General features: G+C 42.4%; 12 protein-coding genes. 7 read left to right on the top strand and 5 right to left on the bottom strand.

Annotated elements, in window-relative coordinates:
* Position 1 precedes the first annotated feature (1 nt).
* Positions 2–1,123 carry a CaiB/BaiF CoA-transferase family protein gene (locus FTT88_RS11535; protein ID WP_180005119.1) on the bottom strand — a complete coding sequence of 374 codons (1,122 nt, stop codon included), beginning with the start codon at positions 1,121–1,123 and terminating at the stop codon, positions 2–4.
* A 210-nt stretch (positions 1,124–1,333) separates the two neighbouring features.
* On the opposite strand from FTT88_RS11535, the gene FTT88_RS11540 reads away from it, so the two are divergent.
* On the top strand, positions 1,334–2,344 hold the full coding sequence (locus FTT88_RS11540; protein ID WP_180005120.1) for an AraC family transcriptional regulator: 1,011 nt from the start codon (positions 1,334–1,336) through the stop codon (positions 2,342–2,344).
* 50 nt (positions 2,345–2,394) lie between these two features.
* On the opposite strand, the gene FTT88_RS11545 is transcribed toward FTT88_RS11540, so the two are convergent.
* Positions 2,395–2,664, bottom strand: a complete 270-nt coding sequence (locus tag FTT88_RS11545; RefSeq protein ID WP_180005121.1) for a hypothetical protein — start codon at positions 2,662–2,664, stop codon at positions 2,395–2,397.
* 204 nt (positions 2,665–2,868) lie between these two features.
* Between FTT88_RS11545 and FTT88_RS11550 the strand changes: the two genes are divergently transcribed.
* From FTT88_RS11550 to FTT88_RS11560, 3 genes are all read left to right on the top strand, one after another.
* Positions 2,869–4,074 carry an acetyl-CoA C-acetyltransferase gene (locus FTT88_RS11550; RefSeq protein ID WP_180005122.1) on the top strand — a complete coding sequence of 402 codons (1,206 nt, stop codon included), beginning with the start codon at positions 2,869–2,871 and terminating at the stop codon, positions 4,072–4,074.
* A gap of 10 nt (positions 4,075–4,084) precedes the next feature.
* Positions 4,085–6,217 carry a 3-hydroxyacyl-CoA dehydrogenase NAD-binding domain-containing protein gene (locus tag FTT88_RS11555; RefSeq protein ID WP_180005123.1) on the top strand — a complete coding sequence of 711 codons (2,133 nt, stop codon included), beginning with the start codon at positions 4,085–4,087 and terminating at the stop codon, positions 6,215–6,217.
* A 184-nt stretch (positions 6,218–6,401) separates the two neighbouring features.
* A complete protein-coding gene (locus FTT88_RS11560) occupies positions 6,402–6,740 on the top strand; it encodes a hypothetical protein (protein WP_078194261.1) in 339 nt (112 codons plus the stop codon).
* A 77-nt stretch (positions 6,741–6,817) separates the two neighbouring features.
* Here the strand turns inward: FTT88_RS11560 and FTT88_RS11565 are convergent, their stop codons facing one another.
* Positions 6,818–7,243, bottom strand: a complete 426-nt coding sequence (locus FTT88_RS11565; RefSeq protein WP_252725871.1) for a GNAT family N-acetyltransferase — start codon at positions 7,241–7,243, stop codon at positions 6,818–6,820.
* 11 nt (positions 7,244–7,254) lie between these two features.
* Complete coding sequence (locus FTT88_RS11570) at positions 7,255–8,478, bottom strand: SAM-dependent methyltransferase (protein WP_180005124.1); 1,224 nt, start codon at positions 8,476–8,478, stop codon at positions 7,255–7,257.
* A 107-nt stretch (positions 8,479–8,585) separates the two neighbouring features.
* Between FTT88_RS11570 and FTT88_RS11575 the strand changes: the two genes are divergently transcribed.
* Both FTT88_RS11575 and FTT88_RS11580 read left to right on the top strand, forming a co-directional pair.
* Positions 8,586–9,227 carry a hemolysin III family protein gene (locus FTT88_RS11575; protein ID WP_180005125.1) on the top strand — a complete coding sequence of 214 codons (642 nt, stop codon included), beginning with the start codon at positions 8,586–8,588 and terminating at the stop codon, positions 9,225–9,227.
* Positions 9,228–9,372: 145 nt separating this feature from the next.
* Positions 9,373–10,686 carry an MFS transporter gene (locus FTT88_RS11580; protein ID WP_078194265.1) on the top strand — a complete coding sequence of 438 codons (1,314 nt, stop codon included), beginning with the start codon at positions 9,373–9,375 and terminating at the stop codon, positions 10,684–10,686.
* A gap of 297 nt (positions 10,687–10,983) precedes the next feature.
* On the opposite strand, the gene FTT88_RS11585 is transcribed toward FTT88_RS11580, so the two are convergent.
* A complete protein-coding gene (locus FTT88_RS11585) occupies positions 10,984–11,994 on the bottom strand; it encodes a metallophosphoesterase (RefSeq protein ID WP_180005126.1) in 1,011 nt (336 codons plus the stop codon).
* 104 nt (positions 11,995–12,098) lie between these two features.
* Between FTT88_RS11585 and FTT88_RS11590 the strand changes: the two genes are divergently transcribed.
* The gene (locus tag FTT88_RS11590; protein WP_257222637.1) at positions 12,099–13,718 is read left to right on the top strand and encodes a phospholipase D family protein; all 1,620 of its coding nucleotides are present in this window, start codon (positions 12,099–12,101) and stop codon (positions 13,716–13,718) included.
* The last annotated feature ends 10 nt before the right edge of the window (positions 13,719–13,728 follow it).

Genomic DNA, 13,728 nt, shown 5'->3' on the forward strand with positions numbered 1-13,728 from the left:
TTCATAACCAATTATCCGCACCTAAAGTTTTACCCACATGGGTATAAATCAATGCTGATCTAGAAAATTTAATCGGACATGCCAGTTGAGTTTGTGTCATTGTGTCGCCTTCTTGTAGCGGAACTTCAACACACCAATGCCGCTCTTGGGCCAATTGTGAATTTAGAGCTTCGTCCAAACTTAAAACTGGTTCCACACAGACATCTTGAGAGGCAAAAATCTTTTTCCACTCAGCCCATGTTTTGGTTAGTATTTTTCGGGCAATTGCATGCTTAATTTCAGTCTGGTCTTGCGGATCAAATGACATGCCTTGCGTCGCTAAAGCGGGTAAATCTAGAATTTGCGCCAATCCATGTAAAAACTGCGGCTCTAGACCACCTATAGACAGATAACGACCATCTTGAGTTCGATAATAGTCATAGAAACTTCCGCCATTCAGATGTGCAGTTTCTGCCGCGGTTACCGCATTGGCAGCCAATACGCCAGCTGCAGCCATATTGTTCAATGCGACGGCACAATCGGTCATGGAAATATCAATATATTGCCCTAAACCGCTACGGTAACGCTCAATCACCGCAGCTAAGATGCCAGTAATTGCATGCATTGATCCGCCTGCGACATCGGCGATTTGAATCCCCATCGGTGGCGGGCCACTATCTTGGCGTCCGCTATGACCTGAAATGCCTGATAAAGCCAAGTAATTGATGTCATGCCCTGCGCGGTCTTTGTAGTGCCCAGTTTGACCATAACCCGTAATCGAGCAGTAAATAAGTCGCGGATTAATTTCGGCCAAATCTGCATAATCCAAACCCAGGCGTTGCATGACACCTGGACGAAATTGTTCTACGACGACATCAAAATCTGAAATTTTGGCTTTGATCAATTCAATACTTTTCGGATCTTTTAAATCTAATGCGATGGATTGTTTATTGCGATTTAAATAACTATGCGCTGTGGCTTGCCCATTGGCATAAGGTGGCATCAAACGAACTAGATCGGGACGCGTCGGTGACTCAATATGCACAACTTCCGCACCCATGTCAGCCAAATACAAGGTCGCAAATGGCCCTGGGAGTAATATCGAAAAGTCGAGTACTTTCAATCCTTTTAAAGCAGCTTCCATGGATATTTTTCTCTAATTGTGTAGATTTTTTATCCATGGTAGAAATATAAAATGATTAAAACAATGTCATGTTCAGCCATTTACCTTGATAGTTTCGGCAATTTACCATGTAAAAATGGCAAAACCGCTGTTGTAAATTGCCATGATTTCTTTTTTTAGCGTCATTTAGGTCAAACATTTGTGAACATTAAAGAGACTGAAGGATTAAACATGAGTCGTGATACGATCAGTATCCATTTCGTCAACGCAGCCTTAACTGGTGTGAGACGTCTCGGCATGGATGTCGAAACTTTATTGTCTCATGTTGGCATTGAGGCTGAACTTCTACGCCAACCCAAAGCCCGTATTTCACCTGAACAATACACACGTTTTATTAAAATGTTGTGGATGGTGACCCAAGACGAACATGTCGGTTTTGATATTCAACCGCGCCGCTTGGGTACTTTTGCCATTATGTGCCAATTGATTATTCATGCAAAAACCCTCGGTGATGCACTCGAATTGTCTTCGCAGTTCTACAAACTGTTTGGTGATGAATGGTCGGTGACACTAGAACGTGATAAGCACGAAGCACGTTTAGTTCCTCAAATTCCAAAATCTATGGACCCAGACCATTTCATTACAGAAAGTATGCTGATGATTTGGCATGGTCTCGCTTCTTGGTTGATTGAACGTCGTCTGCCTTTAGAGCGTGTTCACTTCGGTTATGAACGTCCTGAACATGCTGACGAATATGATGCCTTGTTTTTTGCACCTGTCATGCAGTTTGATACACCACGAACTGAAATTACATTTGCAGCGGATTATTTAGATTTACCCATTCGTCAAAACGAAGAAACGCTTGAAGAATTCTTAAAAGCGGCTCCTGCACAGTTATTGGTTAAATTTAAAAATACCAATTCATTAACATCTCGTATCCGTGATGTGCTGAAGAGTCAAATTGGCGAAGAAATGCCAACCTTGAACGATGTTGCGTCAATGCTGTATCTATCGCCACAAACACTTCGTCGTCGTTTAGCCGCTGAAGGTAAGAGCTACCAAGGTGTAAAAGATGCTTTACGTCGAGATGCTGCAATTCACTTATTGCTTAATCCAGACTTAACGCTTGAAGATGTTGCACAGCAAGTCGGCTTTAGTGAAACCAGTACTTTCCACCGTGCATTTAAAAAGTGGACCGGTGTAACACCAGGCCTATATCGCCAATTACATGGTTATCATTAAGCAATATTCAAAAATAGCATTCTCTAAAACCTGATCTCGATCAGGTTTTTTTATTTCGGAAAATCTGCACGTTGTTTTTGACAAAGCAATGGATCGACGGGCGTGATCACGCGTTTGCCATCCTGTATCCGATACATTTCTGCCTTGGTCACATGATCATTTCGATCATACTCACAGGCTAAACCGCCCGTCCCCTCATCTGCGGGATGAATGCCATAGATCATATAAATATAAAAACCGATCAAGCATACAAAACCTAAGCAGCCTGCAAAAACAAGCCAAGCCAGACCTTTCAATACTCGCTTCACATTTTTATGCATGCAGATCTTCAATATGTACTGAATCGATAGCAACTGATCTTAACCGATCCTCGGTATCAATATGCAGGTTGATTTTTATCTTATTCAGCAGCAAGCGTTGACCAAAAATATCAAACGACTCACCCGTTCTCATCATTGCACTGGCTTGATTAATCCGTACACTCAAAAAACCAATAAAAATTTATAGATCATAAGGACAGGATTATGAGCGAGGCTTACATCATTGATGCCATTCGCACACCGCGCGGCAAAGGAAAAAAAGACGGTTCACTACATGCCGTTAAACCGATTAGCCTACTGACCGGTTTATTGAACGAATTACAAAACCGACATCAATTTGACACCGCTGCAGTAGACGACATTGTACTGGGCTGCGTGACCCCCATTGGTGACCAAGGTGCGGACATTGCCAAAACCGCAGCGATTGCGGCCGGATGGGACAATGATGTGGCAGGCGTACAAATCAACCGTTTTTGCGCCTCAGGTTTGGAAGCCGTAAATATGGCTGCACAAAAGGTGCGTTCTGGCTGGGAAGATCTGGTGGTTGCAGGCGGTGTAGAGTCGATGTCTCGTGTGCCGATGGGCAGTGACGGCGGCCCTTGGGCGCTCGATCCTGAAACCAATATGGCTTGTGATTTTATACCACAAGGCATTGGGGCAGATTTAATTGCTACCATTGACGGTTATAGCCGAGCAGATGTGGATGCCTTTGCAGCCAACTCTCAGCAAAAAGCCGCCGCAGCGCAAGCCAATGGTTACTTTGACCAATCTGTCGTTCCAGTTAAAGACAAAGCAGGCATCACTGTTTTAGCCAAAGATGAATTTATTAAACCAACGACCACAGCAGAAGGCTTAGGCAAACTCAACCCAAGTTTTGCCATGATGGGGCAAATGGGCTTTGATGCCATCGCCTTGCAAAAATATCCTGAAGTCGGCGCAGTCAACCATGTACACCATGCAGGGAACTCATCGGGCATCGTCGATGGTGCTGCCGTAGTATTGCTTGCCTCTGAAAAAGCGGTCAAAGAGCAAGGCCTGAAACCGCGCGCCAAAGTGCTTGCAACTGCATTGGTGGGCGCAGACCCGACGATTATGCTGACTGGCCCTGCACCTGCTGCACGTAAAGCCTTAGCCAAAGCTGGCCTAACCATTGATGATATTGATCTGTTTGAAGTGAATGAAGCCTTTGCTGCAGTGGTGATGCGTTTTATGACCGAACTCAAGGTTGACCCTGCCAAAGTCAATGTGAATGGCGGCGCAATTGCATTAGGACATCCGCTGGGTGCAACAGGCGCCATGATTTTAGGAACCCTGATGGATGAACTAGAACGCCAAGGTAAAAAGCGCGGTTTAGCGACCTTGTGTGTCGGTGGCGGTATGGGCATCGCAACGATTATTGAGTTGGTATAAGGAGACTAAAATGAGCGCAATTCAATTTGAAAAAAATGCCGACAATATCGTCATTTTAACTTTAGATTCTCCAAACCAATCTGCCAACACCATGAATGCAGACTTCCGTGCTGCACTGGCTGAAACGGTAGACAAACTGCAAGCAGATGAAAATATTGCAGGGATTATTTTCCGCTCGAACAAAAAAACCTTCTTTGCAGGCGGTGATTTAGACGAACTGATTCAAGCCACACCTGAACATGCGACTGAATTCTTCAATATGATTGAAGAGATGAAAGCTAAACTGCGTTATATCGAAACCCGTGGCATTCCAGTTGTGGCAGCTTTAAATGGCACAGCGCTTGGCGGTGGCTGGGAGTTAGCACTCGGCTGTCATTATCGTATTGCGCTTAATGATGCTAAGGCTAAATTTGGCTTACCTGAAGTGACCTTAGGCTTACTGCCGGGCGGTGGCGGTATCGTCCGTATGGTACGTTTATTGGGTCTGCAAAATGCATTTCCACTCTTAATGGAAGGCAAACAAATTGGTGTCGAAAAAGCCAAATCATTAGGGCTGATTCAAGACACTGCAGATAGCCTTGAAGAATTGATGGACAAAGCCATTGCGTGGGTCAAAGCCAATCCAAAATCACAGCAGCCCTATGATGTAAAAGGCTATAAAATTCCGGGCGGCACACCATCGACTCCAACTGTGGCGCAAATGCTCGCCATTGCCCCTGCTATGCTGCGTGACAAAACCAAGGGCTGTTACCCTGCGCCTGAAGCCATTATGTCAGCAGCGGTTGAAGGTGCTCAAGTCGATGTCGATACGGCGCTCACGATTGAATCACGTTATTTTACTTACCTTGCAACTGGTCAAATTTCTAAAAACATGATCGGCACCTTTTGGCATGGTCTTAACGCCATTAAGTCAGGTGCAAGCCGTCCAAAAGACGTCGCGAAATGGCAAGCCACTAAAGTCGGCATTTTAGGCGCAGGCATGATGGGTGCAGGCATCGCTTATGCCACGGCATCAAAAGGCATTGCAGTTGTACTCAAAGATGTTTCTGTTGAAGCAGCTGAAAAAGGTAAAGCCTATAGCCAAAAACTGCTAGATAAAAAAGTATCTCAAGGTCGTTTAAGTGCAGAAAAACGTGATCAAGTTTTAGGACTGATTCATGCCACTGCAGATGCTGCCGACCTACAAGGCTGTGACTTGATCATTGAAGCTGTGTTTGAAAATGTCGAACTGAAAGCCAAAGTGACGCAAGAAACAGAAACCTATCTGGCAGATAGCGGCATTTTTGCATCCAATACCTCTACTTTGCCTATTTCAGGTTTAGCCAATGCATCTCAAGATCAAGCTAAATTTATCGGTCTGCATTTCTTTAGTCCTGTCGACAAAATGCAATTGGTCGAAATTATTAAAGGTAAAAACACCTCGGCTGAAACCTTAGCCAAAGCCTATGACTATGTACAGCAAATTGGTAAAACACCAATTGTGGTGAATGACAGTCGTGGCTTCTTTACTAGCCGTGTCTTTGGCACCTTTGTGCAAGAAGGTTTACGTCTATTGGCTGAAGGCGTGCACCCTGCCCGCGTTGAAATGGCTGCGCTGAAAGCCGGCATGCCTGTAGGTCCATTGGCGATTCAAGATGAAGTGTCTTTAACACTCTCTGAGCATGTTGCGGCCGAGACACGTAAAGCCCTACAAACCGAAGGCAAAGACCTACCACGTTCAGGTGCGGATGAGGTGATTCAGACAATGATTCATGAGTTCGGACGTAAAGGTAAAGCTGCCGGCGCAGGTTTTTATGTATACCCTGAAGGCGGTAAAAAGCATCTCTGGGATGGCTTGAGCAAATGGCAGAAAGATAATGCTATTTCTGAACAGGAAATGATTGACCGCTTCCTGTTTGTACAGTCACTCGATACCTTACGCTGCCTAGAAGAAGGTGTTTTGGAATCGACTGTCGATGGCAATGTCGGATCAATCTTCGGGATTGGTTTTGCCCCTTGGACAGGTGGTGCACTTCAATTTTTAAACCAATATGGTTTGGAAAAAGCGCTATTACGTGCCAATACACTAGAAGCAAAATATGGCGAACGCTTCAAAGCACCGCAATTGCTGAAAGACAAAGTGGCGAAAGCTGAGCAGATTTAATTATTCATTTTGAGCATGCAAATTTTGCTGTTCAATCACATCAAAAGGAGCTTCGGCTCCTTTTTATTTTCCTTCTCAGTCGCGTGTTTGCAAACAAGTCTAGATTTTACGCGAACTCTCATCTGTTTTATGTTATAAAGTAACAAGTTTTTTGATTTCTTTTTATCCGATTGAGTAGCTTGTTATGACAGATCATACTTCTCCTGAAAAATCACCATGGGGCTGGAAAGCACTGATTATCTTCTGTATTTTAGGTGCGCTATTCATGGGTATTTTCTGGCTTGCTGTGACCAATGAACCAGACTATATGCCGAGCCAACAGAAAAAAGACAATACTCAACAGCATGCATTTAAAAATGCCCCTGTGATGTCAGAAGAAGCGTTGAAAAAGGCGCAAGCTGATCAAGCAGCTCGTGAAGCATCTGCACCGACTGCAGCAGATATGCAGATGACCGAAGAACAACATGCACATATGGATGACATGAGCCCTGAACCTACTGCATCGAATGATCATGGTCACTAAGCTTTGACCTCATCTATATAAAAAAACGCTTAAAATATTAAGCGTTTTTTTATTTATAGATGTCCAATTTTACGTATTTAAGCCAAAGCCATATACATATCTTGATGCGGAATACCACAATCTAAATATTCATCACCTTCAACAACAAAACCCAACGCTGCATAAAAAGGGATAGCATGCACTTGTGAAGATAGTTTTAAATATTCACGTTGCTCTAATGTCGCTTGTTGAATGATGGCTTGCATCAAGATTTTACCAATCCCCTGACCGCGATGAGCCTTTAAAACAGCAACACGACCTATACTGTTATTTTTCAACAAACGTGCAGTTGCAATAGCTTTCATCCCATCATGAACAATAAAATGCAGTGAAATCTCATCTTCTGCATCCCATTCATCTTCGGGCGATATCTGCTGTTCTAAAATAAAGACCTGTTCACGTATCGATCGAGCTGCAGATGCCAGTTGCTCCCACGGACCGAATTGAATATTTAACTGCTGCATCCCTTCATCCTTTAGCATTTACAGCCAATATCTTGCTGGTCCCATTGATCATTTAACAATAATTCTAACGAATGCTTTTGAATGCCATACATGTCTTTTAAAGCTTGAATCTGTGCCAATACCGCTTGATCAGGTTCGACATAGTCTGCACGTTTGGTTGCCAAGATCATTTTATTTTTACTGGTATGTTCAAGTGCCACAAATTCAAAGACTTTGGTTTCATAACCATATGCTTTTAATAAAAGTGCACGAATCGTGTCAGTAAGCATCTCTGCTTGCTGGCCTGCATGAATACCAAATTGCAACATCGGTGCAAGTACTTGCGGCGCTTTCAATTGCGGACGCAGTTCTTTATGACAACACGGCGCACACATGATCATTTGCGCATTTAATCGAATGCCGGTATGTATCGCAAAATCCGTCGCCACATCACAGGCGTGCAGCGCAATCATGACATCTAAGCGCTCAGGCGCATAGGTACGAACATCGCCTTGGAAAAAATCAAGTTGGCTGAAATTCGACTGCTGTGCAACGCTTTGGCAAAATTCCACCATTTTCGGATTCAGCTCAACCCCTGTCACTTTAGGCACTTGCTGGTGTTTTGCTAAATAATCATATAATGCAAAAGTCAGATAGCCTTTACATGAACCAAAATCTACAACATGCAGAGATTGATCGGTTTCTTTGATCTGGCTTAAAGCACCTGAAAAAATTTCTACAAATTTATTAATTTGTTTCCATTTACGTGCCATGCTCGGAATAATTTGTGCTTTTGCATCCGTAATACCGAGTAGCTGTAAGAAATAACTGTTTTGATCGACATAGCGGTGTTTCGCTCGATCATGTCCTTGCTGCTCCGTAGGATTTTTCCCTAAGGTTGGCTGCTTTTTGCTGATGCTTAGCATGGCTTTCTTTTTATTTTTCTTAAGCTGAATTTCTTCATCCAAGGTCATCAGGTTGGCTTGCTTACAACAACTCAATAAACTTTCGACTTGTTGATATGCAGATGCGATTGGATAATTTTTGGTGATATCTTGAGTTTTGTAACGATATAAACAGCTGAGAAATGACTCACCTTGCAGCGAAATGACTCGTAAGGTCATTTTTTCTAATTGGTCTAATTCACCTTTATACTGACTCAAAATCATGCGATCAAAACGCTGTGTTTCAATGGCTTGCTGAAAGGCTGCTAAAAATTGCTGCTCTTGCGTAGAGGGAGAAGCCAAAGATGACATAATATAAACCTAGATAAATTTGCAAAACAATTTTAAATCTTCTTACACCAAAAGCAAAATTGAATTACTATACATATGTATATTTAAATTATTATAAAAGATACGTTATGAATGCTCCCCATCTTTTAGCTTATGACCCAGCTGAAGAAAGACTGAATTTCTATACCCATGCTTTCGGTGCAGCGTTGTCTGCCATCGCAGGTATCCTACTGATTTTAAAAGGATCATATCTTCCAACTGGACAATGGCTTGCACTTTGGGTGTATGCATTCAGTATGCTGTTATTATTTTCGGCTTCGAGTCTATATCACTTCGCAGAGTCTCCTGAGCGCCGTGGTTGGTACAAAAAGCTCGACCATACCGCAATCTATTATTTAATTGCAGGTACTTACACCCCGTTTCTGGCAATCGCACTGCCTACCACCAAAGCGCATTATTTACTCATTGCACTGTGGGTTATTGCCGCTATTGGAACACTATTCAAATTAATTTTCATTCATCGTTTTCAAAAGATTTCGTTGATTGCTTATTTGGTGATGGGATGGCTTGCAGTACTGGTAATAGATGATATGCAACGCTTTTTATCTGATCAAGCTTTAACCTACCTGATCATTGGCGGGCTATCTTATACAATCGGTGCATTGTTTTATGCCTTAAAAAAGGTAAGATATACACACGCTATCTGGCATATTTTTGTATTGATAGGTGCAGGATCACATTTCCTGTCGATTTATCTCTACGTGATATAACCCACTGACACTGCATTCTTTAGTGACCCTAATCCCGCAGTTCGTAAGTTGGTATTTCGTATTTTTTTAAGAAATTACGCCTTTTTTAAAAAGATTACGCTTTTAAAACTAAGTTCAATTATTTTTAGTAAGTGTAAGGTCCACCATGGCGTCTTCAAGTGCTGCTGCCACTGAACAGCAACCAACAAATTCAAAATTCCGCGTACTTACAGCAAGTCTTGTAGGTACCACAATCGAATTCTTCGATTTCTACATCTATGCAACTGCGGCTGTAATTATCTTCCCGCATCTATTCTTCCCTGCAAGTACAGATCCAACAACCGCAACAATTCAATCTTTAGCAACGTTTGCGATTGCCTTTATTGCTCGCCCGATTGGTGCAACATTCTTTGGCCATTTAGGTGACCGTATCGGTCGTAAAGCCACATTAGTTGCCGCTCTCCTCACCATGGGGATTTCAACGGTATGTATCGGCTTGCTTCCAACCTATGCTCAAATTGGTATCGCTGCTCCGCTCATGCTTGCACTTTGTCGCTTAGGTCAAGGTCTGGGTTTAGGTGGTGAATGGTCAGGTGCCGTGCTGCTTGCAACTGAAAATGCGCCAGAAGGCAAACGTGCTTGGTATGGTATGTTCCCTCAATTGGGCGCGCCAATCGGCTTTATTCTTGCAACAGGCTCATTCTTGACCTTAGGTCACTTCATGTCTGAAGCTGAGTTTATGCAATGGGGTTGGCGTATTCCATTCATTGCAAGTGCGCTATTGGTTATTGTTGGTCTGTGGATTCGTTTAAAATTACATGAAACACCAGCGTTCCAAAAAGTTTTGGATAAGCAAAAAGAAGTAAATATTCCGTTCAAAGAAGTGATCACTAAGCACTGGGGGATGTTAATTCTCGGTACGATTGCCGCGATTTGTACATTCGTTGTGTTCTACTTAACCACAGTATTCGCTTTACAATGGGGTACAACCCAGCTTGGTTACACACGTGAAGAATTTTTAAAACTTCAACTGGTTGCCACACTTTGTTTCGCTGCCTTCATTCCACTTTCTGCTGTATTTGCTGAAAAATTTGGTCGTAAAACGACTTCGATTGCGGTATGTGTTGTATCTGCATTGTTTGGCTTAGTCTTCTCAAGCATGCTTGAGTCTGGCAGTACTGCGATGGTGTTCTTATTCCTATGTATCGGTCTTGCGATCATGGGTTTAACCTATGGTCCAATTGGTACGGTATTGTCTGAAATCTTCCCAACGTCTGTACGTTACACAGGTTCAGCTTTAACCTTTAACATGGCAGGTATTTTTGGTGCATCTTTCGCACCACTGATCGCAACTAAACTTGCAACTGGCTATGGTTTATATGCAGTAGGTTACTACCTAACTGCGGCATCAATCCTTTCATTGATCGCGTTCTTAATGATTCGCGAAACCAAAAATGATGATGTGAATAATCAGGTTTAATCTGTACATAATAAAAAAGCCAGCACATATTGCTGGCTTTTTTATGTCTCAAATTGAGTCAATGAACTGATGAATACTCTGTAGTTGACAGCATTTTAAATAATTAAATTCATGCATGCAGCTTAGATCCCACTGAGTAGCAATACACATCTTATGTTGCAAGACACGGTCATTCACTTAATTTCAAACAGCAAATGAATGGCACGATTCAATTTTATTAACCAAACAAGGCCTGTAGCTCTACATCAAGAAGAACATTCACCAAACCGTTTAGCGATAATGAACGGTAGTTTTTGATTAAACCAACTCGATAATATCAATGGTCGGTGGCACAAGAAAACGGAAAGGTACCCCAACCATGCCCGTACCAACAGTGACAAAGACATCTGCATTGTCATGCTGATATAGCCCTTTTTTATGACCTAAAATCGACACTTTTTTCATTACATAATCGGTCAACCATGGCAATTCCACTTGTCCACCATGTGTATGACCCGACAACATCAATGGTCGTCCCGGAAGTTTAGGTACCATATCGACGGTATCTGGATTATGCGACAAAATGATCCAAGGCTTATCTTGTGGCAATTCTGGCAAATAGCGCATATCGGCTTTACCTGCCCACAAATCCCCAACGCCTAATAAGCGAAACTCATTAAATTCCACCACTTGCCCTTCGATATCCACCACATGATTACTTTCTAATGCATGTTTTAACAGCGCTTGAATAGGCGGACCGGGATATTGCTCATCATGATTACCATTCACCGAATAAATTGGAGCAATAATTTTTTTCAGTACAGCCAATTCTTCAGCTAACTTATTTTCTGGCTCGTAAGTCCAATCCCCTGCAACCACGACCAAATCAGGATTTTGCGCATTGATTTTATCGACGATCATTTTTAACTGACGTTCATGACCTGAAAATAAACCAATGTGTAAATCACCAATTAAAGCAATGCGAACTGGCTTTAATAATTGTCGTGTTTCGTTTAATTGATATTGGCATTTTTTCACCTGAATCATGTGCGGCTCGATAAAGCGGGCATAGCATAAAAGCCCCGTAACAGCACCGACAAAAATCGCTTCATGTAGTGAATAATAGCCACTCCAGCCTGCATAAAAGCTAAAGAAGAATAAAGGAATAAGTAAATACGAGAGATAAAATGCCAACAAATGTACGAAGGCTTTAAACGGATGAATCGTTTCCGTGCGCGACTGACTTAACCAAGCTTGGGATATTGCCCAAACGCCCAGCACAGCCAACCCGATATAAAAATACATCACTACGGAATCTAATTCCCACATACATTTGCTCTACAATTTGCCTAACGAGAAAACTCGGTCACTATATTTATCTTTTCACAGCTGACACTTATACTCAAATCAAATTTTTTAGTATGTCTAACAGTATGAACTCAGCTACACCGAAACAGCAGAATTTGCCCTTCATACACAACCACACTAAGGCGGTTTTGCTGAGTTGTAGCCTTGTTTTGACTTTATCTGCATGTAGTACCTTGCCTAAACAGCAAACTCAACCTGTGGAATATGCCTTTAATACTCCCACTGACGATACTAGCCTTGCGAAAATTGTGCTGCCGCTACGTGAACAAAATCCTAATTTAACCGGTTACCACGTTCTGTATGACCCATTAGAAGCCTTAGCGGCTCGAATTGAGCTAATCAATAAGGCCGAAAAAAGTTTAGATTTACAATACTATATTTGGGATAACGACAAAATTGGTGCTTTGGCCCTACATGCCATGATCAAAGCTGCAGATCGTGGGGTGAAAATTCGTTTATTGGTCGATGACAATAATGCAAAAAAAATGGAAGGCATTTATATGGCACTCGACCAACATACCAATATTGATGTCAAACTGTATAACCCGTACCGCTTCCGACATTTCCGCCCTGTCGATATGGTGTTGGATCTAAAACGCATCAACCGTCGTATGCACAACAAAAGCTTTATTGCAGACAATCAAATCGCATTGATTGGTGGTCGCAATATGAGTAACCAATACTATAACGTCAGTGATAATTATCAATTTTCCGATGTCGACGTCATGTTGGTCGGTGCGGCATCCGATGAAATCATCCATTCTTTTGACGAATATTGGAATGATGATTATGCCTTTCCAGTACGTCAATTGGTCAATCCACGCCACTATAGTTTGCGCTTTGACAGTCTCAAACAACAACTCGATGACTATAACCAAGAAGCCACTGTGGTCAATTATTTGGACTTAGCTAACCGTTCACATGCCTTTGATGACTGGCTCAACAATAAAATCCAATTTGACTGGGTCAAAGCCGAAGTCGTCAAAGATTCCCCGAGCAAAATCAAATCTAAAGCCAAAAAAGAAGAGCACCTCAACTTTCAGCTCCTCAACCGTTTAGATAAACCTGAACAAAGTGTCGATATCGTTTCAGCCTACTTTGTCCCAGAAAAAAAAGGGGCTGAACGCCTAAAAAACCTCAGTGCCGATGGCGTAAAAGTCAGAGTCTTGACCAACTCATTCCAGGCCAATGACGTACCATTGGTTCATGCTTTTTATAGCAAATATCGTCAAGATCTCTTGGAACACGACGTTCAACTCTATGAATTTCTCTCTAGACCTGATGCAGAAAACCTCAACACCAATACCAAAGAGCTCGCTGAAAAAGCTAAAGTCAGTCTGAAGGGCTTAAGCCGTTCGAGCCTACATGCCAAACTGATGGCAATTGATGAAAAACAAGTTTTTATTGGTTCATTTAACTTTGACCCTCGCTCAGCATATTTAAATACTGAAATTGGGGTATTACTGAATAGCCCACGCTTAGCCAAAGCAGTCCACTACACCATGGATGAAAATTTGAGTAAATATGCCTATAAGTTAGTACTCAATGCAGACCAACAGATCAATTGGAAAATTAAGTTGTCAAATGGTCAAACGCGTATTTATCCACGTGAACCGAAAATCAAGTGGTGGCAAAAAGCAGGGGTGAAATTTATCTCTTGGTTGCCGCTCGAAGGCTTTATGTAAGGATTGTGCT

Origin of the sequence: Acinetobacter sp. YH01024 (assembly GCF_013420195.1) — a bacterium.
GTDB classification, from domain to species: Bacteria; Pseudomonadota; Gammaproteobacteria; order Pseudomonadales; family Moraxellaceae; genus Acinetobacter; species Acinetobacter amyesii.

Coding starts and splice junctions, on each gene's coding strand:
- FTT88_RS11535 (WP_180005119.1), bottom strand. CDS start 1,123: ATGGAAGCTGCTTTAAAAGGATTGAAAGTACTCGACTTTTCGATATTA.
- FTT88_RS11540 (WP_180005120.1), top strand. CDS start 1,334: ATGAGTCGTGATACGATCAGTATCCATTTCGTCAACGCAGCCTTAACT.
- FTT88_RS11545 (WP_180005121.1), bottom strand. CDS start 2,664: ATGCATAAAAATGTGAAGCGAGTATTGAAAGGTCTGGCTTGGCTTGTT.
- FTT88_RS11550 (WP_180005122.1), top strand. CDS start 2,869: ATGAGCGAGGCTTACATCATTGATGCCATTCGCACACCGCGCGGCAAA.
- FTT88_RS11555 (WP_180005123.1), top strand. CDS start 4,085: ATGAGCGCAATTCAATTTGAAAAAAATGCCGACAATATCGTCATTTTA.
- FTT88_RS11560 (WP_078194261.1), top strand. CDS start 6,402: ATGACAGATCATACTTCTCCTGAAAAATCACCATGGGGCTGGAAAGCA.
- FTT88_RS11565 (WP_252725871.1), bottom strand. CDS start 7,243: ATGCAGCAGTTAAATATTCAATTCGGTCCGTGGGAGCAACTGGCATCT.
- FTT88_RS11570 (WP_180005124.1), bottom strand. CDS start 8,478: ATGTCATCTTTGGCTTCTCCCTCTACGCAAGAGCAGCAATTTTTAGCA.
- FTT88_RS11575 (WP_180005125.1), top strand. CDS start 8,586: ATGAATGCTCCCCATCTTTTAGCTTATGACCCAGCTGAAGAAAGACTG.
- FTT88_RS11580 (WP_078194265.1), top strand. CDS start 9,373: ATGGCGTCTTCAAGTGCTGCTGCCACTGAACAGCAACCAACAAATTCA.
- FTT88_RS11585 (WP_180005126.1), bottom strand. CDS start 11,994: ATGTGGGAATTAGATTCCGTAGTGATGTATTTTTATATCGGGTTGGCT.
- FTT88_RS11590 (WP_257222637.1), top strand. CDS start 12,099: ATGAACTCAGCTACACCGAAACAGCAGAATTTGCCCTTCATACACAAC.